This is a genomic window from Pantoea sp. S-LA4 (genome assembly GCF_054482835.1).
This window is the reverse complement of sequence record NZ_JBTLRC010000002.1, coordinates 2103052-2123844: the sequence shown is the minus strand read 5'-3', so window position 1 is coordinate 2123844 and position 20793 is coordinate 2103052. Positions and strand designations below refer to the sequence as shown.

At 54.4% G+C, this 20793-nt stretch carries 24 protein-coding genes; 5 read left to right on the top strand and 19 right to left on the bottom strand.

Annotation, left to right across the window (positions count from 1 at the left end):
* Window positions 1-51: 51 nt before the first annotated feature.
* From ACX3P5_RS10850 to ACX3P5_RS10840, 3 genes are all read right to left on the bottom strand, one after another.
* Window positions 52-1272, bottom strand: coding sequence for a glycosyltransferase family protein (locus ACX3P5_RS10850; protein WP_233987808.1), 1221 nt, complete (start codon window positions 1270-1272; stop codon window positions 52-54).
* 30 nt (window positions 1273-1302) lie between these two features.
* Window positions 1303-2091 (bottom strand): mannosyl-3-phosphoglycerate phosphatase-related protein, encoded by a 789-nt coding sequence (locus ACX3P5_RS10845; protein WP_458968683.1) that lies wholly within the window; start codon window positions 2089-2091, stop codon window positions 1303-1305.
* Between the two features lie 350 nt (window positions 2092-2441).
* Window positions 2442-2675 carry a DUF2525 domain-containing protein gene (locus ACX3P5_RS10840; RefSeq protein ID WP_233987810.1) on the bottom strand — a complete coding sequence of 78 codons (234 nt, stop codon included), beginning with the start codon at window positions 2673-2675 and terminating at the stop codon, window positions 2442-2444.
* Window positions 2676-2989: 314 nt separating this feature from the next.
* Between ACX3P5_RS10840 and ACX3P5_RS10835 the strand changes: the two genes are divergently transcribed.
* Window positions 2990-3148, top strand: a complete 159-nt coding sequence (locus ACX3P5_RS10835; protein WP_046288250.1) for a YqaE/Pmp3 family membrane protein — start codon at window positions 2990-2992, stop codon at window positions 3146-3148.
* 63 nt (window positions 3149-3211) lie between these two features.
* Window positions 3212-3406 carry a protein DsrB gene (gene dsrB / locus ACX3P5_RS10830; RefSeq protein ID WP_233987811.1) on the top strand — a complete coding sequence of 65 codons (195 nt, stop codon included), beginning with the start codon at window positions 3212-3214 and terminating at the stop codon, window positions 3404-3406.
* A 117-nt stretch (window positions 3407-3523) separates the two neighbouring features.
* On the opposite strand, the gene ACX3P5_RS10825 is transcribed toward dsrB, so the two are convergent.
* From ACX3P5_RS10825 to fliF, 15 genes are all read right to left on the bottom strand, one after another.
* Window positions 3524-5230: a methyl-accepting chemotaxis protein gene (locus tag ACX3P5_RS10825; protein ID WP_458968682.1), complete on the bottom strand. Its 1707-nt coding sequence runs from the start codon at window positions 5228-5230 to the stop codon at window positions 3524-3526.
* A gap of 138 nt (window positions 5231-5368) precedes the next feature.
* On the bottom strand, window positions 5369-6004 hold the full coding sequence (gene rcsA, locus ACX3P5_RS10820; RefSeq protein ID WP_293002693.1) for a transcriptional regulator RcsA: 636 nt from the start codon (window positions 6002-6004) through the stop codon (window positions 5369-5371).
* 629 nt (window positions 6005-6633) lie between these two features.
* Complete coding sequence (fliR, locus tag ACX3P5_RS10815; protein WP_094121981.1) at window positions 6634-7419, bottom strand: flagellar biosynthetic protein FliR; 786 nt, start codon at window positions 7417-7419, stop codon at window positions 6634-6636.
* Window positions 7419-7688 carry a flagellar biosynthesis protein FliQ gene (gene fliQ, locus ACX3P5_RS10810; protein ID WP_031377095.1) on the bottom strand — a complete coding sequence of 90 codons (270 nt, stop codon included), beginning with the start codon at window positions 7686-7688 and terminating at the stop codon, window positions 7419-7421. The genes fliR and fliQ overlap by 1 nt, the downstream gene beginning before the upstream one ends.
* A gap of 25 nt (window positions 7689-7713) precedes the next feature.
* Complete coding sequence (gene fliP / locus ACX3P5_RS10805) at window positions 7714-8445, bottom strand: flagellar type III secretion system pore protein FliP (RefSeq protein ID WP_233988159.1); 732 nt, start codon at window positions 8443-8445, stop codon at window positions 7714-7716.
* Entirely contained in the window at window positions 8445-8843 is a 399-nt protein-coding gene (fliO, locus tag ACX3P5_RS10800) for a flagellar biosynthetic protein FliO (protein ID WP_233987814.1), read from the bottom strand. Before fliO ends, fliP begins: the two co-directional genes overlap by 1 nt.
* A gap of 2 nt (window positions 8844-8845) precedes the next feature.
* Complete coding sequence (gene fliN / locus ACX3P5_RS10795; RefSeq protein ID WP_094121979.1) at window positions 8846-9253, bottom strand: flagellar motor switch protein FliN; 408 nt, start codon at window positions 9251-9253, stop codon at window positions 8846-8848.
* Window positions 9246-10253: a flagellar motor switch protein FliM gene (gene fliM, locus ACX3P5_RS10790; protein ID WP_031377092.1), complete on the bottom strand. Its 1008-nt coding sequence runs from the start codon at window positions 10251-10253 to the stop codon at window positions 9246-9248. The genes fliN and fliM overlap by 8 nt, the downstream gene beginning before the upstream one ends.
* 4 nt (window positions 10254-10257) lie before the next feature.
* On the bottom strand, window positions 10258-10743 hold the full coding sequence (gene fliL / locus ACX3P5_RS10785) for a flagellar basal body-associated protein FliL (RefSeq protein ID WP_336755505.1): 486 nt from the start codon (window positions 10741-10743) through the stop codon (window positions 10258-10260).
* Between the two features lie 129 nt (window positions 10744-10872).
* Window positions 10873-12153: a flagellar hook-length control protein FliK gene (locus ACX3P5_RS10780; RefSeq protein WP_458968681.1), complete on the bottom strand. Its 1281-nt coding sequence runs from the start codon at window positions 12151-12153 to the stop codon at window positions 10873-10875.
* Entirely contained in the window at window positions 12150-12593 is a 444-nt protein-coding gene (fliJ, locus tag ACX3P5_RS10775; RefSeq protein WP_458968680.1) for a flagellar export protein FliJ, read from the bottom strand. Before fliJ ends, ACX3P5_RS10780 begins: the two co-directional genes overlap by 4 nt.
* A 28-nt stretch (window positions 12594-12621) precedes the next feature.
* On the bottom strand, window positions 12622-13983 hold the full coding sequence (gene fliI / locus ACX3P5_RS10770; RefSeq protein ID WP_094121974.1) for a flagellar protein export ATPase FliI: 1362 nt from the start codon (window positions 13981-13983) through the stop codon (window positions 12622-12624).
* Entirely contained in the window at window positions 13983-14675 is a 693-nt protein-coding gene (gene fliH, locus ACX3P5_RS10765; protein ID WP_233987818.1) for a flagellar assembly protein FliH, read from the bottom strand. Before fliH ends, fliI begins: the two co-directional genes overlap by 1 nt.
* The gene (gene fliG / locus ACX3P5_RS10760; RefSeq protein WP_094121972.1) at window positions 14668-15660 is read right to left on the bottom strand and encodes a flagellar motor switch protein FliG; all 993 of its coding nucleotides are present in this window, start codon (window positions 15658-15660) and stop codon (window positions 14668-14670) included. The genes fliH and fliG overlap by 8 nt, the downstream gene beginning before the upstream one ends.
* Window positions 15657-17390: a flagellar basal-body MS-ring/collar protein FliF gene (gene fliF, locus ACX3P5_RS10755; protein ID WP_458968679.1), complete on the bottom strand. Its 1734-nt coding sequence runs from the start codon at window positions 17388-17390 to the stop codon at window positions 15657-15659. The genes fliG and fliF overlap by 4 nt, the downstream gene beginning before the upstream one ends.
* Window positions 17391-17621: 231 nt before the next feature.
* Between fliF and fliE the strand changes: the two genes are divergently transcribed.
* The gene (gene fliE / locus ACX3P5_RS10750; protein ID WP_233987820.1) at window positions 17622-17933 is read left to right on the top strand and encodes a flagellar hook-basal body complex protein FliE; all 312 of its coding nucleotides are present in this window, start codon (window positions 17622-17624) and stop codon (window positions 17931-17933) included.
* A gap of 35 nt (window positions 17934-17968) precedes the next feature.
* Here the strand turns inward: fliE and ACX3P5_RS10745 are convergent, their stop codons facing one another.
* A complete protein-coding gene (locus ACX3P5_RS10745) occupies window positions 17969-18499 on the bottom strand; it encodes a tyrosine-type recombinase/integrase (protein WP_293002722.1) in 531 nt (176 codons plus the stop codon).
* A gap of 429 nt (window positions 18500-18928) precedes the next feature.
* Between ACX3P5_RS10745 and ACX3P5_RS10740 the strand changes: the two genes are divergently transcribed.
* Together ACX3P5_RS10740 and ACX3P5_RS10735 are read left to right on the top strand one after the other, a co-directional pair.
* Window positions 18929-19171: a DUF2612 domain-containing protein gene (locus ACX3P5_RS10740; RefSeq protein WP_233987822.1), complete on the top strand. Its 243-nt coding sequence runs from the start codon at window positions 18929-18931 to the stop codon at window positions 19169-19171.
* A gap of 338 nt (window positions 19172-19509) precedes the next feature.
* Window positions 19510-20655 (top strand): acyltransferase family protein, encoded by a 1146-nt coding sequence (locus ACX3P5_RS10735; RefSeq protein WP_262287626.1) that lies wholly within the window; start codon window positions 19510-19512, stop codon window positions 20653-20655.
* Window positions 20656-20793 lie beyond the last annotated feature (138 nt).

The window sequence follows — 20793 nt, the reverse complement described above, 5'->3', positions numbered from 1 at the left end:
CTTTCGCCTGACTCAACGCTATCCGGCACGCTCCCTGTGCCGCTGCTCGCCTCAGACGTTGCCGTCGTTGTCCTCTTCCACCGCCTGATAAATACGCTGAAGAATGTCCGGAAACGCTGACTGCACGCGGCTCCAGCTCGGGATAAACGGCTTATCATTAGGACGTTCAATAAACGCCTGTCCCGCTTCGAGAATCGACTGGGTAAACATTTCCACCGCCGCCTCTTCAACGTGCTGGTCGAACTTCAGGCCATTCATCGCGGCTTCATGGTTGTAGATCTCCATCATATCCAGCGCATTGCGATAGTAGGTGGCTTTGAGCACCCGGAACGAATCGCTGGTCAGCGGCACGCCCATCGTCGCCAGCTTGCGCATCAGTGACTGCACAATGTCGCTGCTCATGCGCTTCAGCCCGCCGGTACCATCATCTTCCGCCAGCGGCTGATGTTTATGGTCATAGTTATCCGCGATCTCCACCTGACAGGATTGACGGGTGGTGTAGTTGCGATAGATCTCCGATAGCACACCAATCTCCAGACCCCAGTCGCCGGGAATTTTTATCCCGTTCAGTACATGGGTACGCATCGCGAACTCACCCGAGAGCGGATAGCGGAAGCTGGAGAGATAATCGAGATATTCTGAATGACCATAGACCTTCTGCAGCGAACGCAGCAGCGGACCGACCAGCAGACGACCGACGCGGCCATTCAGCTTGCCATCCGCAACGCGGGCGTAAAAGCCTTTACAAAATTCGTACTGGAACGCCGGGTTCGCCAGCGGATAGAGCAGCCGCGCCAGCATACCGCGCTCATAGGTGACGATATCGCAGTCATGCAGTGCGACGCAGCTGGTGCGGTCAGAGGCGAGCGTATAGCCGGTACAGAACCAGACGTTGCGCCCTTTGCCCGGATGAGTGGGCGATAAACCCTCTTTATCCAGTTCGGCGTCGATCGCCTTCAGGCGTGGGCCATCATTCCACAAAATGCGATGCCGCTGTGGCAGGCGCGAGAAGAACTCGCGGGCAAATAAAAACTGATCGCGGTCAGCGCGATCCAGCCCAATCACAATCTCATCGAGATAAGGTACTTTAGCCAGTTCATCGACAATTTTTGTCAGCGCCGGCCCTTCTAATTCTGAAAACAGCGACGGCAGGATCAGTCCCATTTTCCGTTTGCGGGCAAATCGCACCATCTCTTTTTCCAGCGATTCCACGCTGCGGTGGGTGAGATTATGAAAATTGGTGATTACGCCATTCTGATAGAAGTCACTCATCGCACCATCCTTTTAATGCCCGTGGGCAGCTCACTGAGGTTGAGTCAAAAAATAGTCCAGCCCTTCACGCCAGCCTTCAGGGCCATAGTGCGCCGTATGATAGACCTGCTGCTGATCGGTCCGGCTGAGGGTGACCGGTGTTTTACTGTAGCCTTTAATCACAACGGCATAATCGACGGCGTCGAGCATCGGCGCGTCGTTAGGGCCATCTCCTAATCCGATGGTGGTGCGTCCTTCCTCGGGCTGCTGCGCCAGTAGCCAGCGTACGGCTTCCCCTTTGCCGCTGCCTGCCGGCATCACATGCCAGAAGCGTCCGCCCTGCGCCAGCATCAGCCCATCCGCGCTCAGCGCCTGACGAAAACGATCAAACGCCTCGTCACTGTCACGCCAAACCACGACTTCCGAGGCGTCACGCTGCCGCGCCAGGGCGGCCTCCGACTCCGTCAGCCCGGTCATCGATGAGACCTCCGGATCGGAAAAATCGTGGAAGCCGGTAAACCGGAAGGTGGTCTGCAGTTCAGCCAGCCGGGCGCACAGGGCGTCGTAGGTCAGGGTAGTGTCGGGCAGACGGGTCCGCTGCCCATTCATGTCAACCACCGCGCCGTTTTCCGCAATAAAGGGCGCGCCGGCAATCCCGAGCCGTTTCTGCAACGGGATAATTTCGGCTGCTGTTTTGCTGGAGCAGATCACCAGCGGGATCGCCCGCTGTTTCAGGGTAGTCAGCCACTCGGTGGCGGCGTCCCAGCGATAGCTGTGGTGGTCGAGCAGCGATCCATCGAGATCGGTAATTATCATTAACGGCTGTTGAAGATCGGGCATCTGTCAGCTCCTGTCAGCACGGCTAAAGCGGCGATTTTTCAATATTATAGTTGAATATGGCTCACACTTTTTTTTGCAGCGCACGCCGTGAAAATCCAGGATAAATCTTAAATCGAAACGTTACGGATGCTGGCGATGCGTGAAGTGTGCAGGCGCTAAGTCGCTGTCTGCTGCGGTGTTTTCGGTAACATGCACGCTGATTCTGGCCGCCAGGTTGCAGAAATGTGCATATCAGATACTTGTCTTAACGAAGGGAAGGCGTAGTCTGCAGAGGTGTTAAGAATTCCCTGGTGTAACGAATTGAAATTTTTACCCGGCCATCCCGCCGGGTATTTTTTTTGAAATCGATTTCAGCGATGGACTTCACAGGAGCGGCAGTCGCCGATCTCCATTTCAAAGGTATCCGCCAGTTCGGTACCCCGATGCAACAGCCGTGGTTCCACCTTCAGTTCGGGCTGAGGCCCGTGCGCCATCGATTCCTGCATTTCGCCCGCGTTCCCGGCCTGAATCGCCTCCAGTAAACGGTCCACATCCAGTGTCATGGCGGAATGCTGCGTCCCGATAATCTGTTTTTCATCGCTCATTTTCTGACTCCCGGCAGCGGGCAGAGTAATAAGTATAGTGTGTAGCGGAGAAAGGGGCGTGAGGCGATCGCAGCAAAAAAAAGCCCGCGCTGCGCGGGCAAAATCCTTGTTACTTTTAGGTTGACTGCGCCTATGGGGTTGGTGCAGTGAGGAGAAGTGTAAAGGGGAGGCGCGTCAGAAGTCTTGCGGTGAAATGTTAAGGAATTGAAAAAACGCACGCTTACTCAGATTTACCTGACTTTTCGCTCATTAACAGCAGAATCAGCTATAGTTGCTGGCAAAGCTGATTTTTATCAATACCTAAAGGAATGGTTATGGACATCTTGAGAATTATTATCGCTATCCTGCTGCCGCCGCTGGGCGTCTTTATGCAGGTCGGTTTCGGTGGTGCCTTCTGGCTGAACATCCTGCTGACATTGTGCGGCTACATTCCCGGGATTGTGCACGCCGTCTGGGTGATTGCCCGTCGCTAACGCTCGGCATCTCTGCGGTTCTTCGTTTAGACTGTGCAACAGGAAATCATCAGGAGAACCGAAATGAAGGTGAATGACCGCGTCAGCGTTAAAACCGATGGTGGCCCGCGCCGCATCGGTACCATTCTGGCCATGGAGCCATTTAATGAGGGCACCATGTTTCTGGTGGCGCTGGAAGACTACCCGTTAGGCATCTGGTTTTTTAACGAAAGCGATCACCAGGATGGGATTTTTGTCGAGCCGTACAGTGCAGAGTAACAGTGCAGAGTAGTGCGGTAAGGCAGCACAAACGGTGACGCGATCCTCCTCCCCGTCACGGGGAGGAGGGGACACTGATTTTAGTCACGCCGCATTAACCAGCCTGCGTGACTGCACTCAGAAGGTTTCCCAGTTTTCATTACCGCTTGCCAGCGCCGGACGGGCTGCAACGGCAGGGGTTTTCACCGGTGCTGACGCGCGGGGCGCCATCCCGGCAGTGGCTGGCGTATCCTGCAGGCGGAACGCCGATACCGCCTGAGTCAGCTTACCAGCCTGATCTTCCAGCGAGGCCGCAGCGGCCGAGGCTTCTTCTACCAGCGAGGCGTTCTGCTGGGTGACGTTATCCATCTCGGTGACCGCCTGGCTGACCTGCTGAATACCGCGACTCTGTTCATCGGAGGCGGCGGCAATCTCTGCCATGATATCGGTCACCCGACGTACCGCTTCGACAATCTCGCCCATGGTGCTACCGGCATCACCGACCTGCTGCGAACCATCCTTAATCAGCGTTACCGACTCGCCAATCAGCGACTCAATCTCTTTTGCCGCCTGCGCACTGCGCTGAGCCAGATTGCGCACCTCACTGGCGACTACAGCAAAGCCGCGACCCTGCTCACCGGCGCGCGCCGCTTCTACCGCCGCGTTCAGGGCCAGGATGTTGGTCTGGAAAGCGATGCTGTTAATGACGTTAGTGATCTCGGCAATTTTCTTCGAGCTGCCGGAAATATTGTTCATGGTTTTCACCACGTTGCTCACCAGATCGCCCCCGCTGCGCGCTTTGCCTGAGGCATCGGCGGCCAGCTGGCTGGCGTGATGAGCGTTTTCGGCGTTCTGTTTCACCGTTGCGGTAAGCTGTTCCATGCTGGCAGCGGTCTGCTCCAGGGCTGCAGCCTGCTGCTCGGTCCGCGAAGAGAGATCGGTATTCCCGGCAGAGATTTCACTGGAGCCCTGATAAATGGCGACCGCGCCTTCACGTACCGTGCCAACGGTTTTCACCAGCGACTGCTGCATCAATTGCAGATTATGAATCAGCGTGCCGATTTCACTGCGACCGTGCGGCAGCGGAGGTGCGGTGAGATCGCCCTGCGCAATCCGCTCTATGCGCGACACCGACTGACGCAGCGGATTAATCACCACCCGACGCAGGAACACAAAGGTCAGCACCACCAGCACCAGCGCAGCGCCAAAGGCCACCGCCATAGCAATAAAGCCAATACGCGACTGCTGATTCGCTTCTGCGGTGATGGCATTGGCGCGATCGGTACGGATTTTGATCGCCTTCAGCAGCACGGCATTGTAATCCGCATCCAGCTTACGGGTGACGTCAGTTTCCTGAGCGATGATGCCTTCGAAACTGCCCTGTTTACCGGCGTTAATCATCGGTATCAGGCCTTTTTCAATGTAGTCGTTAAAGCGCGCCTTGAGCTGGTCATCCAGCGCGACATCCTCAGGCAATTTCACCTTACGGTCGGCATAGACTTTAAACCCGTCTTTGGCCTGCTGAATGCGTTTCTCCGCCGCCGCTACGTTGGCGCGGAACTCATCCATCTCACCAATACGCGCGGCGGCCCCGGCCTGAATAATGGTCAGACGGGCGGTGCGTAAATGGTTTGAGCTATTCGATATCCCCATGCGCACCTGAATTTCGTCGGTGGCATCGCTGAGCGAGTGATTCCCTGAAATAAGAAAGTAGCTGGCGACACCAATACAGAGTGCAAACAGCAGCAGAATGCCGCCGAAGATCAGGCTAAACAGCGGAACCAGGCGCAGGTTCTGCCATATGCCTGAGGTATTCTGTCCATCATTAACCAGTGCAGTGTTCATATCCTTGCTCTCTTGAGGCTGTTGTTATAAGGGTTAACATCGGCAAGAGGGCGGAAAGGCTTAGCGGCAGGAGTGAGATCTGGATCTCAGTTCAGAGAAAAAAAACCGGCCAGAGCGGCCGGTTTTCATTGCGGGAGATTATCGTACGTTGACGTAAATACCCGACGTGACATTATCTGTTAAACGCACCACATGATAAATAACCTGCTTATTATGGGTTTTGATTTTGCGTTTAATATTACCTTTGTGTGACGAAACGGTTTTCGCCTTAATTTGCATCTTATCTGAGATCTGAATGGTGTCGTGACCTGACATCCACATCTTCAGCATATTTGACTCGGTCTGGCTCAACGTCAATGGATGAACATCCATGCCGGAAGAGATACGCGCAGACTGATTGAGTTTTTTCTGCAAATAGGTGCTCAGCAAGGAATCCAGTGTCGAGGTCTTTATCGATTTTGATGTAATAATCAGGTTCTTACGAACGTAGAGGTATTCCTCAAAATGGATATTGCTAATCGCCATGAATATAAAAAACAGCGTATCAGGGTGCTGCATAATAATGCTGCGGATACGTTCGCTGGAGTCAGGTTCATGAATGAAGCAGTCTTCATTAATAAAGACGACACCAGGTTTTAATTGTTCACATTTTTGCTGTAGTTGCTCAATATCGGAGGCAGAAGTGATATTTTTCTTCTTAACTCCTTTAAAAGACATGTAGTCCGATAATCCCAGGCGTGTGTAGTTGCAGGAATCCATAATAATCGTTGGCATAATAGCGACCCTCACCAATTTGTTATCCGTTTAAATCAACGATGAATTACGCGTTGCGGTACGAGAGAGATTTCTAAGGCACTTTTTTATTCTGCTCGTGCAGTGTGGTAACAGGCAACCGCCCGTAAAAGTCTTCATCCCTGACCCGTTCTGCAAAAAAGTTTGTGCTGCTTTGACGTCACGCATTCTCCGGCAATGGCGGGGAATGCCAGTGAAATACCGGAGGTTAAGTAAGACTCTGTTTTTGGGAGCGCTGTCACTATCGCTGAAAACCCGGAGTTTTCTGATAGGACAAATCTTAAAAACATTTGTTTTACGAAAGTGTGATGTCTCAGCGTGTGTTGACAATGCCGGAAAAAACATTTTTTAACAAGAAAAATCACTAAAGAATTTTTTTTGTTCAAATTCAATGTATTGCCGATTTTGTCAACAAAATCACAGTCTAACCGCTACTGTGAACCGCCCTACTAAAATACGCGAAGCCCGGTTTAATAAGAATTATTTTCAGACTCTCAGCACATTTATCAGATTTTCCTTAGTTGCTTTCTGGAAAATATGGTTTGCAAAATGCACGGATGGTTTTGCGTTACTTAAGTATCACTTCATGAAGATAGTTAGAAACTTAATGTTCAGGGACGGGATAGTTCTGTGAGGAACAGGGCGAGTAAATCAAACACTTCACCGAACAAATGCTCACAGAATGGGGCGAGCAGTGGCATCAGCATACTGATAGTCAAAATGCCCACTGATAAGGTGACAGGGAAGCCAATTGCGAAGATTGATAACTGTGGTGAAACACGGTTTAACAAACCTAGTACCAGATTTAGCATGAGGAGCAAAACGATTAACGGTAGCGCTAACATCATGCCATTAAGGAAAATTAATCCGCCCGATTTCACCAGCGCCATAAACGCATTGGCATTTAGCGGATGTCCGCCGATGGGCAACGTATGAAAACTGTCCGCCAGCAACGAGATCAGCCACAGGTGTCCGTTGAAGGTCAGGAACAGTAACATCGCCAGCATGTCTAAAAAACGCGCCAGTACCGGCATGTTAAGGCGGCTGCCGGGATCGAAAAAGGTGGCGAACGACAGGCCCATCTGTAGCCCAATCACTTCCCCGGCGGTACGCACCGCGGCAAACGCAAACTGCATGGTGAAACCGAGCGCAATGCCAATCAGCATCTGCTGGATCAGCAGCCAGAAGCCGGCGGGCGAAAACAGCGTCACGTCAACCGGAGGCAGCAGCGGCATTAACAGCCAGGTGATCATCACCGCCAGACCAATTTTGACCCGGTGACTGATAGATCGTTCATTAAGCAGTGGCGCAGAGGCCAGCAACGCCAGAATACGCACCAGCGGCCAGAAAAACTGACTTACCCAGTGCACCAGCTGGCTGCTGTCGAGAGTAATCATCAGCCGATGATGTAAGGCAGGTTGGAAAAGACGGTGCGGATATAGTCGAGCAGCAGATTCAGCATCCACGGGCCAGCGATAATGCCGGTGGTGGCCACCGCCAGGATTTTCGGGATAAACGACAGGGTCTGCTCATTGACCTGCGTCGCCGCCTGCAACAGGCTGATCAGCAGGCCGCTGACCAGCGCAGCCAGCAGCATCGGGGCGGCCAGCATCAGGGCGACGCGCATCGCCTCCTGGCCCATTACCATTACTGATTCGGGTGTCATGTTGTGCTCCGGGAAAAGGGTGGGATCAGGAGTAGAAACTTTGCGCCAGTGAGCCGACCAGCAGTTGCCAGCCATCGACCAGAACAAACAGCATCAGCTTAAATGGCAGTGAGATCGTCGCCGGTGGCACCATCATCATTCCCAGCGCCATCAGCACGCTGGCGACCACCAGGTCAATAATCAGAAACGGGATAAACACGGTAAAGCCAATCTGGAAAGCGGTCTTCAGTTCGCTGGTCACGTAGGCGGGCAGCAGAATGCGCATCGGTACCGCTTCCGGACCGGCAATAGGCGCACTGTTCGCCAGCCGGGCGAACAGCGCCAGATCGGCTTCACGGGTCTGACGCAGCATAAACTCACGCAGCGGCTGAGCCCCTTTCTCAATCGCCACATCCATGCTGATTTTGTCCTGGCTGAACGGCAAATAGGCGTCCTGGTAAATCTTGTCGAAGGTCGGCGCCATAATAAAGAAGGTCAGAAACAGCGACAGCCCCAGCAGCACCTGGTTCGGCGGCGCGGAGGGCGTACCCAGTGCGTTACGCAGCAAACCAAATACGATGATGATGCGGGTAAAACTGGTCATCATCAGCAGCACGGCCGGAAGAAAGGTCAGCGCGGTGATAAACACCAGCGTCTGCACCGGCAGTGACCAGCTCTGGCCGCCGTTCGGCAGCGAATGACTCACCAGGCCCGGAAGCTGGGCATGGGCAACCGGTGCCAGCAACAGCAGCGGCAATAAAGGAAGCAGTCGACGCATCATTGAGGTTTTCCGGGACGTTTAACCAGATTCTGTAACAGCTGACGAAAATCCTGAGGTGCAGCACTGACTGGCGTAGTTGCCAGCGGCGCACCCGGCGGCAGGGTATGCAGATGGGTAATCTGCTGTGCGGTGACGCCGAGCACCAGCCGGGCATCGGCGGTATCGACAATCACCACCCGCTCACGCTGACCCACCTGCACGCTGGCGGTCAGTTTCAGCTCCTGGCTGCTTACCTTCTTCGGCGCGAAGCCGAAACGGCGCGCCAGCCAGGCGCAGGCCAGAATCAACAAAATAATCACGGCTAACATGCTGCTGACCTGCACCACCATGGAGCCGGTTGAAATCGGCTGCGCGTGCGGCGCAGCAGGTTGCAGACTTTGATTCTGGCTATTCATTCTCAGCGACTCAGACGACGCATACGTTCGGACGGGGTAATAATGTCAGTGATGCGCACGCCATATTTATCGTTCACCACCACCACTTCACCCTGGGCAATCAGGTAACCGTTGATCAGAATATCCAGCGGTTCGCCGGCCAGACCGTCCAGTGACACCACCGAACCCTGCGTCAGACGCAGCAGCTCTTTGATGGTCATCTTAGTGCGGCCCAGTTCCACGGTCAGTTTGACCGGGATATCCATGATCAGATCGATATCCTGCAGGGAGCCGGAGACGTTGCCGCTGTCGAATGACTTAAACACGTCATCGGTTTGCGGCGCGCTGCTGCTGCCGACCTGCTCATTCATTGCTTCAGCCCACAGATCGTCCGCAGAGATATCATCAGACGGCTTATTACTGTCACTCATGGGGCTGTTCCTCGTTCAGCGAATTCAAAATCGGGTTAATCAGGTGTTCGACACGAAGCGCGTACTGGCCATTCATCGTGCCATATTGGCTGGTTAAGACCGGCACGCCATCCACATGGGCGATAATGCGTTCCGGTTTCTCAATCGGCAGCACGTCGCCGGGTTTCAGCTGCAAAATTCGCGACAGGCGCAGCGAGGTTTCGGCAAAGTGCGCAATCAGTTCCAGCTCGGAGTGCTGCACCTGTTTTACCAGGTTGTCACGCCAGTGGTTATCTTCCTGGCGGGAGTTCTCGAGCGGTGGATTCACCAGCAGCTCGCGCAGCGGCTCAATCATTGAAAACGGGATGCAGATGTTAAATTCACCCACCAGGTTACCAATCTCCACCTGGAACGGCGTGTTAACCACGATATCGTTCGGTGAGGTGGTGATGTTGGTGAACTTCACCTGCATCTCTGAACGTACATACTCGACGTCCAGCGGATAAATGGCTTTCCATGCATCGCTGTAACCATCCAGCGCCAGCTTCAGCATGCGACGGATCACGCGCTGTTCGGTATGGGTAAACTCGCGACCTTCTACTTTGGTCGGGAAGCGGCCATCACCCCCGAACAGGTTGTCCACTGCGATAAAGACCAGGCTCGGTGAAAACACCACCAGTGCCGTACCGCGCAGCGGCTTCAGGTGGATCAGGTTCAGGTTGGTTGGCACCGGCAGATTGCGGGCAAACTCGTGATACGGCTGAATCTTGATCGCACCCACGCTGATATCCGGGCTGCGGCGCAGCAGGTTAAACAGCGCCATACGGAAACTACGGGCAAAACGCTCGTTGATAATCTCCAGCGCCTGCAGACGCTCGCGCACCACGCGACGCTGGGTGTTCGGGTCGTAAGGACGAATATCGCCTTCCGGCCCGTTTTGTTTCTTTTCTTCTTCCGCGCTGCCACTGTCGCCGTTTAATAGGGCGTCAATTTCAGCCTGGGAGAGAATGCTATCGCCCATTGATTCACCTCAAAATGAAGGCAGTAAACAGCACATCGTTCACGGCCTGCGGAGGTTGACCTTTTACCAGTGGTGGTGCCAGCACCTGTTTGATTTGTTCAACAAGCGCTTGCTTTCCTTGCTCTGTCGCCAGCGCCGCAGCGCTCTGACGCGAGAGCAGCAGCAGCAGACGACTGCGCACCTCAGGCAGATAGTCATTTAACCGACGTCGGGTATCCTCATCGGCCAGACGCAGGGTAAAGCCTACGTACAGCACGCGGTCAGGATCGTTGTCGGGATTGACCAGGTTAACCGTAAATGTATCAAGTGCAAAAAAGACCGGGGCGGGAGGCGGTTCGACTTTCGCCACCTCCGGCTTATCGCCCTCATGTTTATTCATCATTCGCCAGACTGCATAGCCTGCCACGCTGCAAGCGGCCAGCGTCACAATGAGCAACACCGGAATTAAGAGTTTACGTTTGCGGCCTTTAGCTTTCGCGTTATCAGACATGTTTGCAGTTACTTCCTGTGAATTATGGGCAAGCCTCTCGGCTCACCTGGACAGATTATCCCGCGTCTTAAGTCAAACAATGGGAAGAAAAGACGCGGGTTTTACGCTTACCTTCAGCGTTTGTCGCTATCAGGCAAAAGTGTCGACCGCGCCATTACCGTTTACGCGCGCCTGAAGGGCAGCGGGAACGGCAATCGGCGTGATGTCGGTATCACTCTCCTGAGCGAGAGAGAAGCGGCCATGCTGTCCGTCGCGGCGCGTCTCCTGCTGTTGCTGGAAGCTCTGGCCTTGCGCGGAACTGTCACTGCTGACCTGACTCTCACCCAGGTTGATTCCGCTCTCTGCCAGCGCGCTGCGCAGCTGCGGAATCGCGGCTTCCAGCGCCGCTCTGACGTGGCTATGGCCGGAAACCAGATTAATTTGTGCCTGGTCGTTATCCAGTTTCAGGCTGATCTGGATAGCGCCCAGGTCTGCCGGATGTAACCGCAGCTCGGCATTCTGCTGACCGTTGCGGCTGAACATCACAATCTGCTGGCTTAACGCCTGCTGCCACTCATCACTGCCCAGCTGGGCATTCAGCATCGGCGTGGAAGGCGTGCTGGTGGTCGACGACGCCATCATCGGCGGTGCCAGGCTGCTGGCACTGGAGATCGGCGTGCTGGCGATCAGCGAACTATCGCTGGCGCTGGCTTTCATCGCGGCCTGATCGTCCTGCCGGGTGAGTTGGCTCAGCGCCTGCTGAAAACTGCTGTCCAGCGTCAGAGTGCTGCTGGCGCTGTTGCTGTTTACCGCAGCCGTACTGACCGGGCTGGCGGCGCTGCTCACCGCGGGCGCATTCAGCGCTGCGTTTTTCACGCCAGGCGTCTGATCCGCGCCGGATTCTTTACTCTCCTGACCGGTGCCGGTCAGCATCTGGGCCAGTGAGGTCAGGCTTTTGCGCGTGCTGTCGCTCTGAATCCCCAGCTCACCCGGCAGTTCGCTGACCGGGCTGGTGCTGGCGCTCGCCGCCGCTGGTGCGGTCGGTAACATGGCGAACAGCGCCTGAACATTTTGCATATCGCTGGCACTTAACGGTGCGGCTTCCGGCTTGTCTTTATCATCGGCTGATTTGGTGCCGGCTTTAATATTTTCCGGTTTAAACAGTGCGCTCAGCGCTGCCGGATTATCCAGTGCCGCGATCAGCGCATTCAGCGGCGCGGCAGGCTGGGCGTCAGTCTCACTTTCTGTTTTGGCATCAGCCGATTGCGCCGCTTTTCCCTGCTGCTTTACCAGGTTAAGCAACTGGTTTCCCAGCGTGGTCAGAAAGTCGTGCGGCAGGGCATCGGTGCCTGCCGCAAGGTCAGTGGAAACTGATGGTTCCGCGTCGGTTTTTACCGCCGCTTTGGTGGAAATGTGTGGCAGCGTAATCATTCGCCTCTCCTCAATGCGGCCCGTTGGGCAAATTCATCCATCCGTTTCTGGTCGAGACGGTTTTCCTGTCGTAATGCATTTTCTGCTGCCCGGGTGATCAGGGTCTGATACGCGTTCAGTCGCTGCTGTTTCTCACGCCAGTTGATCAGCGCCTGCTCTAAACGCTGGTTCCAGCTGTTGAGCTGATTGCGATGCTGATCGATCGCTTTTTCCAGCGTCTGAATAAACTGGTGATAGTTGGTCCAGCGGGTGCTGGCGATGCCGCTCGACATATCGTCGTTGAGCTTGTTGCGATATTCGTCCTGATAGTCGAGCAGCATGGTCAGCTGTTCATTAGCCGCCTGCTGACCGCGACGCATATCGCCCAGATAGATCGCGGCGCGCTCCAGATCCTGCTCCGCTAAATCGCGAAGCGTGTCGATGGCATTTGCAGTTTTCATGGCCGTTACCTTGCGTTAATCGCGTCGATTAGCCGAACAGTGCATGCAGATGCAGGCAGGCGTCGTCATAATCGCTGCGTTCGAAAATGCCCTGTTGCAGGAACGCTTCCATTTGCGGATAGAGCTTGATGGCTTTATCCAGCATCGGATCGCTGCCGGCGGCGTAGGCGCCCACGCTGACCAGATCGCGGTTGCGCTGGTAGCTGGAGAGCAACTGCTTAAACTGACGCACGCGTGCGTAATGGTTCTCATCAATCAGCGAGGTCATCGCACGGCTGATTGAGGCTTCAATATCGATCGCCGGATAGTGACCCGCTTCCGCCAGCCGACGCGACAGCACAATGTGACCATCGAGGATGGCGCGCGCGGAGTCAGCGATCGGGTCCTGCTGGTCATCACCTTCGGTCAGCACGGTATAGAAGGCGGTAATCGATCCGCCGCCATCAATGCCGTTACCGGCACGTTCGACCAGCGCCGGCAGTTTGGCGAACACCGACGGTGGATAGCCTTTGGTGGCAGGCGGCTCACCGATCGCCAGCGCGATCTCACGCTGCGCCATCGCGTAGCGGGTGAGGGAGTCCATAATCAGCAGCACATGTTTGCCGCGATCGCGGAAATCTTCGGCGATACGGGTGGCGTAAGCGGCACCCTGCATACGCAGCAGCGGCGAGACGTCAGCGGGCGCGGCGATCACCACCGAACGGGCACGACCTTCGGCACCCAGAATGTTCTCGATAAAGTCTTTAACTTCGCGGCCACGTTCGCCAATCAGCCCGACCACAATCACGTCAGCTTCGGTATAGCGCGCCATCATGCCGAGCAGCACGCTCTTACCGACGCCGGAACCGGCAAACAGGCCCATACGCTGGCCGCGTCCTACCGTCAGCAGCGAGTTAATCGCACGCACGCCGGTATCCAGCACATCGGTGATCGGCGTTCGCTGTAACGGGTTGAACGGCGGGGTGATCAGCGGCGCACGATAGCCGGTATCCGGTGATGGCAGGCCATCCAGCGGACGACCGCTGCCGTCCAGCACCCGGCCCAGCAGTTGCGGGCCTAACAGCAGTTGCTTACCCGCCTGTGGATTTTCACCGTTCTGCAGCGCGTAGACGCGTGCGCCAGGCAAAATGCCATCCACCTCTTCCAGCGGCATCATCAACAGTTTTTGTCCGTTGAATCCCACCACTTCGCTTTCGATTTCGCTGATGGAGTTGCCATTGTTACGTTCAATAATGCAGGTCGCACCGAGCGGCAACTGCAGGCCGGTCGCTTCCAGCACCAGACCGGTGGCGCGGGTCAGGCGACCATAGCGGCGCACCGGCTGAACCTGGGCGATACGTTTTTCGAACGCGTCGAGCGCGCCCAGCCAGCGATTGAGGCGGGTGGTCATTACACTTCTCCCGGCGCGGCAAGACGGCACAGTTCCTGCCAGCGCGTCGCCACGCTGGCATCGAGGTCGCCATCTTCGGCGCTGAGTTTACAGCCGCCAGGATGCAGCGTGTTGTCCGCCAGCAGACGCCAGCCGTGCAGATCCAGCGTCGGGCCCAGCGTCTGCTCGATACGTTGCAGATCGTCCGGATGCACCCGCAGCTGCGGTTTACCACTGAACATCGGTTCCTGCTGCAGTAATCCCTGAATCTGACGCAGCAGGGCGCTGCCATCGACCGTGGTCGCCTGGCCAATCACCGAGCGGGCGGCTTCCAGCGCCAGCTGCATCAACCGGGCAGCAATAACGCTATCCAGCGATTCCAGCGTGTTCTGAAATTCCGTCACCAGTTGCTGCATCCGCGCCTGTAACGGCGCCTGCTGCTGCTGCGCATCGGCCAGGCCCTGCTGAAAACCGGCGTCGTAGCCCGCTTTCTGACCTTCGGCAAACCCCTGCTGATGACCTTCGTTGTAGCCCTGGCCCTGCGCTTCTTTACGCATCTGCTGTTGCAGACGTTCCAGTTGCTGCTGCTGCTCATCCACTTCGGCGGTAAATTCGGTGATCTCCGGCTGTGGCTCCGGTTCAGGCTGATCGAAACGGCCTAAATCGGTTGGCTGCCACAGCTGCCACGGGCGGGCAGAAAATGCATCAGACATAGGTTTCCTCGCCACCGCCAATCACCATCTCGCCCGATTCGGCTAAGCGGCGTACCACCAGCAGGATCGCTTTCTGCTCGTTTTCCACTGCCGACATACGAACCGGTCCACGGTTGGCCAGATCGTCGCGCAGGATATCGGCCGCACGGGCTGACATGTTTTTGAGGAATTTCTCGCGCAGCGGCTGCTCGGCACCTTTCAGTGCCACCAGCAACTGCTCGGATTCCACTTCCTGCAACAGACGCTGGATGCTGCGGTCGTCGACTTCCACCAGGTTTTCGAACAGGAACATCTCGTCGATAATTTTCTGCGCCAGCTCGCCGTCGAAGTCGCGTACCGCTTCGATAACCGCTTCTTCCTGCTGCGTTTTCATCAGGTTGATGATCTCGGCTGCGGTTCTCACGCCGCCCATCTTCGCGCGCTTGAGATTGGTTCCATCCAGCAGGCCGTTGAGCACTTCGGTCAGTTCGGCCAGCGCCGCTGGCTGGACACCGCCGAAGGTGGCGATACGCAGCATCACGTCGTGGCGCAGACGCTCGTCGAACAGCGCCAGGATATCCGCCGCCTGACCCCGTTTGAGGTGGACCAGGATGGTGGCGATGATCTGTGGATGCTCGTCGCGGATCAGATCGGCAGCCGCCTGTGGCTCCATAAAGTTGAGCGTTTCCATGCCGCTGGTGGTTTCGCGGGTTTCGAGGATATCCTCCAGCAGGCTGGAGGCACGCTCTTCACCCAGCGCTTTAATCAGCACTGAACGCAGGTATTCATTGGAGTTGAGGCTCAGCGCCGCAAACTGCTCGGCATCGGTCTCAAACTCACGCAGCACTTCGGTCAGCTGCTTGTGCGACACCTGGCGCATACTGGCCATCGCGGCGCTCAGGTGTTGCACTTCACGCTGGTTCAGGTGTTTGAAAACTTCCGCGGCGCGCTCTTCGCCGATGGTCATCATCAGGATGGCGCTTTTTTCGGTTCCGGTCAGACTCATAGCTCTTTACTCATCCATTCGCGAATCACCAGCGCAACAACGCGCGGATCGTTTTCAGACATGTCGCGGATGCGTTGACTCATCACTTCTGCGCTCATGCGGTTACTGGACTTACGTTCTTGATCCAGCTCATCTTTGCTGAGCTGTACGTTATAGGCTTCTTCTTCTGCCGGTTCGGCGGCGCGCGCGGCGGCGGCTTCAGCAGCGGCTTTCTCTTCCGCCTTCTTACGAACCAGATGCGGACGAACCAGTTTGCGGTAGAGAATAAAGGCCACCAGCGCCACCAACAGCCACTTACCGGCGCTCATCAGCTGATCAAAGAACGCTTGCTGCTGCCAGAAGGGCAGGTCGCCCGTGGTCGGCTCGGTCGTATTGAACTGCGAGTTCACCACGTTGATGCTGTCACCACGGGTCTGGGAATAGCCCATCGCTTCGCGGGTCAGATCTTCAATCTGCTTCAGCTGCTGCTCATTCAGCGCAACCGCTTTACCTTTATCGTCTTCGCGATAGTTGACGACGACCGCCACCGACAGACGCTGCACGTCGCCGACGTTGAGTTTGGTATGGCGAATGGTGCGGTCCAGCTCATAGTTGACTGTGTCGTCGCGACGTGAGTTGGTCGGCGTGCTGCTGGCCGCTGCGGTACTGGTGGTCTGTGCCGCGTTGTTCTGTCCGTTGGCATTCTGACCATTCGCGTTCTGACCGTTGGCGTTCTGGCCATTGGCGGCTGGCGTATTCACCGGCGCGGTATTGGCTGGCGCGGGCTGATTAGAGAGCGCGCCCGGCACGCCGCCCGGATACGGGCTGCCTGACTGATCGCTGGTGCTGGTCTGACGCGAGCGAATCGCCGCGTTAGACGGGTTCGCGTTAGGCTGATATTTCTCGTCGGTCTGCTCGCTGGTATCGAAGTTGATCTGTGCCGTCACCTGCGCATGCACGTTGCCCTGGCCGAGAATCGGATTCAGGATCGCTTCGATACGTTGCTGATAGCGGGTTTCAACATCTGAGGCGTACTTCAGTTGTGCATCATTCAGATCGCGGCCAACGCTATCAGAGCGGGTCAGCAGGCGACCGGTCTGATCGACCACCGTGACGTTGCCTGGCGGCAAACCCGCCACGCTGCTGGAAACCATGTGGGCGATGGCCTGAATCTGACCTTCATCCAGCGCACGACCCGGCTGCAGGGTTAATGTGACCGAGGCTGAAGGCGCTTTCTGCTCACGCACAAATAAGGTGGGTTTTGGCATCGCCAGATGGACGCGGGCAGTTTTGACCGGACCCAGCGATTCGATAGTGCGAGCCAGTTCGCCTTCCAGCGCACGCTGGTAGTTGACCTGCTCGCTGAACTGGCTGATACCGAACTTCTCTTTATCCAGCAGTTCGAAGCCGACCGAGCCACCTTTCGGCAGGCCCTGTTGTGCCAGACGCAGGCGCAGCTCATGGACATTCTCTTCCGGCACCATCAGTGCGCCGCCATTTTCGGCGAAGCGATAGGGAATGTTCATCTGCGTCAGCTGCGTGACGATAGCACCGCCATCTTCATCTGACAGGTTGTTGTAGAGCACGCTGTAGCTGGGGGCTTTAGCCCACAGCACCATTGCAATCACAATGGCGATAACAGCGGCGGCGGCGACGACTAAAGGAATACGCGGATTTGCGCGCAGGCGAGCGAGAAGGTCACCGAAGCCTTTCTTTTCTTGATCTTGTGTGGCGGCTGCACTCGCATTCATGACCGATTCCTGCCTGACGTAATTGACCGGGTTAGTTGAGATGGCAAAACAGACTCCCTGACCTGCGTAAATAAAAATTCCACTTCAATGCCAGGCATTATTTGTTGAAACCGAAAATTTGATGGCTGGATAAGCCGGGGTTTTTGCTGTCATTTAGCGCCTTTGTCTCATTGACAACGTGCTAGATTTTTGAACACAGAAAAACTTCACCACTTTTACAAGGTAACGTTAATGTCCATTCAGGCAATCGACGGGGTACTTCAGCAGCTTCAGGTCACCTCGCTGCAGGCGAGCAACCGCAGCAGCGAAGCGCCCAACCAGATCGATTTCGGCGCAACCATGAAAGCCGCGCTGGATAAGATCAGCGAGACGCAAACCACTGCCCGCACGCAGGCGCAGGATTTTGAGATGGGGAAACCGGGCATCGCGTTAAATGATGTGATGGTCGATCTGCAGAAATCATCTATCTCGATGCAGATGGGGATTCAGGTCAGGAACAAGCTGGTATCGGCGTACAGCGATATTATGAATATGCAGGTTTAGGAAGGCTAACTTATTGAATAAGAAGGGTATATCGTTCAGATCGCCTTGGTGTGGGACACCTGTGGGACAAATTCGTTGAGTTTTTCGTTCAGAAGACTCCTTTGTGCCTCGTCGTTTTCCTTCATCCAGGATCCGTATACCTGATAAACCATCTGAGCATTTGCATGGCCCATCTGACTGGCTATGAAGTTTGGATTTGCGCCGGCAGAAAGTGACCAGCATGCATACGTGTGCCGGGACTGGTAGGGCTTACGATAAGTCAGCCCGGCCTTCCTTATTGCAGCTCTCCATGTCTGTGGCAGAGATGACACCGCATAATAGTTTTCACTTTTATTGTTGACCGCATTCACTGTCGGGTTGAAGACGAAGGTGAGTTCCTCTTCGCTCTTTTTGCCATATTCCCGGGAATGCACTGTAATGACGGACGATCCCTTCAGTCTGGTCAGCTCCTGCTGATCTTTGAGAGTCGTGACAGCTGCATCTACCAGATAAATAGTGCGCAGACCTGACGCAGTTTTAGTTGGGGTAAAGTCACCGAGGATTGTCAGGTTACGCTTCACTGTGATAGTGCCTTTTATCAGGTCGATATCTTCCCATGCCAGTGCGCAGATTTCGCCATGCCTCTACCGGTGTAGACGGCCAGCGACCACAGGTTACGTAACTGCCAGCACCTGGAACACGCCGACGCAAACCAAAACCTACTTCCGAGTTGAGCTGGAAAGCCCATCTTCACTGCCATCAGACATCGTAACGTAAGCTTAGGGATCAATAATCAGCGCCTTCAATGGCAATAGTGAGCTGGTGCCTAAAGCTCGTATCGCTTCGAAAGTCTTTGCCGGCGGCTATTACTCGGTGCTAAACAACATAGACATGGCATCTGTTAACGTGCTTTCGGTAACAGTCAGTCTGGACGGGATTAACTTCGCTTCCTCCGTTGGATATGGCGTTAACCAGATACCCTCCCTCGACGCCAGTGATATTTGAGTGAGCTTTGTATGAAGAACGTGAAAGACACGATCCTTACGCAATACACCGCCAGCCCCAACATCCGAAGCCTGATTGAAACCTTCAACACATCAACGGACATGACGGAATTTACAGACGAATTCCTGACTTCCATTTGGGTTGTTTCAACGGCAACCGGGTACGGGCTGGATGTGTGGAGGAAGATAGTTGGCGTCTCAAGGCTGCTCAACGTCAGGCTCGCCAAGCCTGATCATTGTAGAGTGGTAATATGAATAATGATAATGTTTTTAGGTTCGCTTTTTTTAAAAAAGGCGAACTTAAGGTTGTTAATGTAATCTTGGCTGAAGAGGATACAAGATTACCGGGTACACAACTCTGAAGTTGAGTGACGATGCTTATTGCTCTCCGGGAATGGTATATAACCCAGATGACGGCATATTCTATCAGGATGAAAATTATTCTGAAATCCACCCCACAGACCCAGAGTTGATTTAAATCCTTTTGCAGTAAATATCCTGTTTGCCATAAACCTCGATGCAAATTTCGCTGTGCGTTTGGTTTTTACATACCTACGGTTTATGATGTGTAAAAACTAGATGATGGTGAATACATGGAACAACTCTGCGTGGTAAAAAAGGATCATTCTGCGGATGGTTTAAGAGGTATAGCTGCACTTTCAGTTGTACTTTGCCACTTTTTGATTGCTTTTTACCCGCAGGGCTTTATTTATCTCTATCCTGGCAGTGCCGTTACAGGAGCAAGGGAAAGCTCCGTGTCTAGCTTCCTTCAGCTTCCGATGATATCTGCCTTCTGGAATGGAACATTGGCCGTCAGTCTGTTTTTTGTACTCAGTGGCTATGTCCTGACAAGCGCCTTTGTAAGCGAGCAGGGTATCAGCATTCTAAGGAAACGCCTGGCTAAACGGTACTTTCGTTTCTGCATTCCTGTATTTGCCAGTGTAATGCTATCGTGGTTCATTGTTACCAGCGGATTAGGGCACTGGAAAGAGGCCGCCAGTTTGTCAGGATCATGGTGGCTGGGTCACTTCTGGTCATTTGAGCCTTCCTTCTACGATGCAATCAAAGAGGCGTTATATGGCGCTATATTTGGAGGGAGGTCTTTCTACATGCCACCCCTCTGGACAATGAAAATTGAGTTTATAGGTTCAATTATCGTTTTGTCATATACCGCCCTTAAAAGAGATAAGCCCTCGGACGCATTGGTTATAGGTGTTATATCAATATACCTTTATATATACGCCAGATATGAGGCAACTTACTACCTGTCATTTATTGCAGGGAGCTATTTGAATAAAATCAATTTCAAGCCAAGAAAGCCATATGTCTTCATCATAATGCTTGCGGCGCTTTACATCGGTGGGGCTAATGGGGATGCGCTTTATACTTGGCTCAATGATGATTATCTGGACTACCCTTTAGCAAAACAGCTGATGAGTGCTGCTGCTGGCTTTCTTATTGTTATGCTGGTTAAGGCTGGTTTTGGGAGAAAAGTTTTCTGCAGTAAGCTAGTGCAACTGTCTGGTAGGATTTCATTTTCAGTATACCTCGTTCACTTCCCTATATTGCTCAGCTTCTCTTCGTACCTATATATCAAGATGCATGATTTCGAAAGCTATGATTTAGCTATTTTTATTAACTTCATTTTGACGATGGCAGTCGTCGTATCAACCGCATACATCTTTATGAAGCTTTTTGATGAGTCGAGTACCAAACTATCTCAAAAACTCATAAAGTGATGTAAAAAATTGATAAAAAAGCCCCGGCGACAGGGCAGCTACAGACCGCGCCCATCTCAGCAGGCTGCGGGGTGTGATTTGAGATTAGGCATTTCTGGTCGCTGCTGCCCTGACCTGCCCCCAGGATTAGATACAACC

What these genes read in the sequence shown, in the direction of transcription:
- ACX3P5_RS10850 (WP_233987808.1), bottom strand. Translation starts at nt 1,272, where the DNA reads ATGAGTGACTTCTATCAGAATGGCGTAATCACCAATTTTCATAATCTC.
- ACX3P5_RS10845 (WP_458968683.1), bottom strand. Translation starts at nt 2,091, where the DNA reads ATGCCCGATCTTCAACAGCCGTTAATGATAATTACCGATCTCGATGGA.
- ACX3P5_RS10840 (WP_233987810.1), bottom strand. Translation starts at nt 2,675, where the DNA reads ATGAGCGATGAAAAACAGATTATCGGGACGCAGCATTCCGCCATGACA.
- ACX3P5_RS10835 (WP_046288250.1), top strand. Translation starts at nt 2,990, where the DNA reads ATGGACATCTTGAGAATTATTATCGCTATCCTGCTGCCGCCGCTGGGC.
- dsrB (WP_233987811.1), top strand. Translation starts at nt 3,212, where the DNA reads ATGAAGGTGAATGACCGCGTCAGCGTTAAAACCGATGGTGGCCCGCGC.
- ACX3P5_RS10825 (WP_458968682.1), bottom strand. Translation starts at nt 5,230, where the DNA reads ATGAACACTGCACTGGTTAATGATGGACAGAATACCTCAGGCATATGG.
- rcsA (WP_293002693.1), bottom strand. Translation starts at nt 6,004, where the DNA reads ATGCCAACGATTATTATGGATTCCTGCAACTACACACGCCTGGGATTA.
- fliR (WP_094121981.1), bottom strand. Translation starts at nt 7,419, where the DNA reads ATGATTACTCTCGACAGCAGCCAGCTGGTGCACTGGGTAAGTCAGTTT.
- fliQ (WP_031377095.1), bottom strand. Translation starts at nt 7,688, where the DNA reads ATGACACCCGAATCAGTAATGGTAATGGGCCAGGAGGCGATGCGCGTC.
- fliP (WP_233988159.1), bottom strand. Translation starts at nt 8,445, where the DNA reads ATGCGTCGACTGCTTCCTTTATTGCCGCTGCTGTTGCTGGCACCGGTT.
- fliO (WP_233987814.1), bottom strand. Translation starts at nt 8,843, where the DNA reads ATGAATAGCCAGAATCAAAGTCTGCAACCTGCTGCGCCGCACGCGCAG.
- fliN (WP_094121979.1), bottom strand. Translation starts at nt 9,253, where the DNA reads ATGAGTGACAGTAATAAGCCGTCTGATGATATCTCTGCGGACGATCTG.
- fliM (WP_031377092.1), bottom strand. Translation starts at nt 10,253, where the DNA reads ATGGGCGATAGCATTCTCTCCCAGGCTGAAATTGACGCCCTATTAAAC.
- fliL (WP_336755505.1), bottom strand. Translation starts at nt 10,743, where the DNA reads ATGTCTGATAACGCGAAAGCTAAAGGCCGCAAACGTAAACTCTTAATT.
- ACX3P5_RS10780 (WP_458968681.1), bottom strand. Translation starts at nt 12,153, where the DNA reads ATGATTACGCTGCCACACATTTCCACCAAAGCGGCGGTAAAAACCGAC.
- fliJ (WP_458968680.1), bottom strand. Translation starts at nt 12,593, where the DNA reads ATGAAAACTGCAAATGCCATCGACACGCTTCGCGATTTAGCGGAGCAG.
- fliI (WP_094121974.1), bottom strand. Translation starts at nt 13,983, where the DNA reads ATGACCACCCGCCTCAATCGCTGGCTGGGCGCGCTCGACGCGTTCGAA.
- fliH (WP_233987818.1), bottom strand. Translation starts at nt 14,675, where the DNA reads ATGTCTGATGCATTTTCTGCCCGCCCGTGGCAGCTGTGGCAGCCAACC.
- fliG (WP_094121972.1), bottom strand. Translation starts at nt 15,660, where the DNA reads ATGAGTCTGACCGGAACCGAAAAAAGCGCCATCCTGATGATGACCATC.
- fliF (WP_458968679.1), bottom strand. Translation starts at nt 17,390, where the DNA reads ATGAATGCGAGTGCAGCCGCCACACAAGATCAAGAAAAGAAAGGCTTC.
- fliE (WP_233987820.1), top strand. Translation starts at nt 17,622, where the DNA reads ATGTCCATTCAGGCAATCGACGGGGTACTTCAGCAGCTTCAGGTCACC.
- ACX3P5_RS10740 (WP_233987822.1), top strand. Translation starts at nt 18,929, where the DNA reads ATGAAGAACGTGAAAGACACGATCCTTACGCAATACACCGCCAGCCCC.
- ACX3P5_RS10735 (WP_262287626.1), top strand. Translation starts at nt 19,510, where the DNA reads ATGGAACAACTCTGCGTGGTAAAAAAGGATCATTCTGCGGATGGTTTA.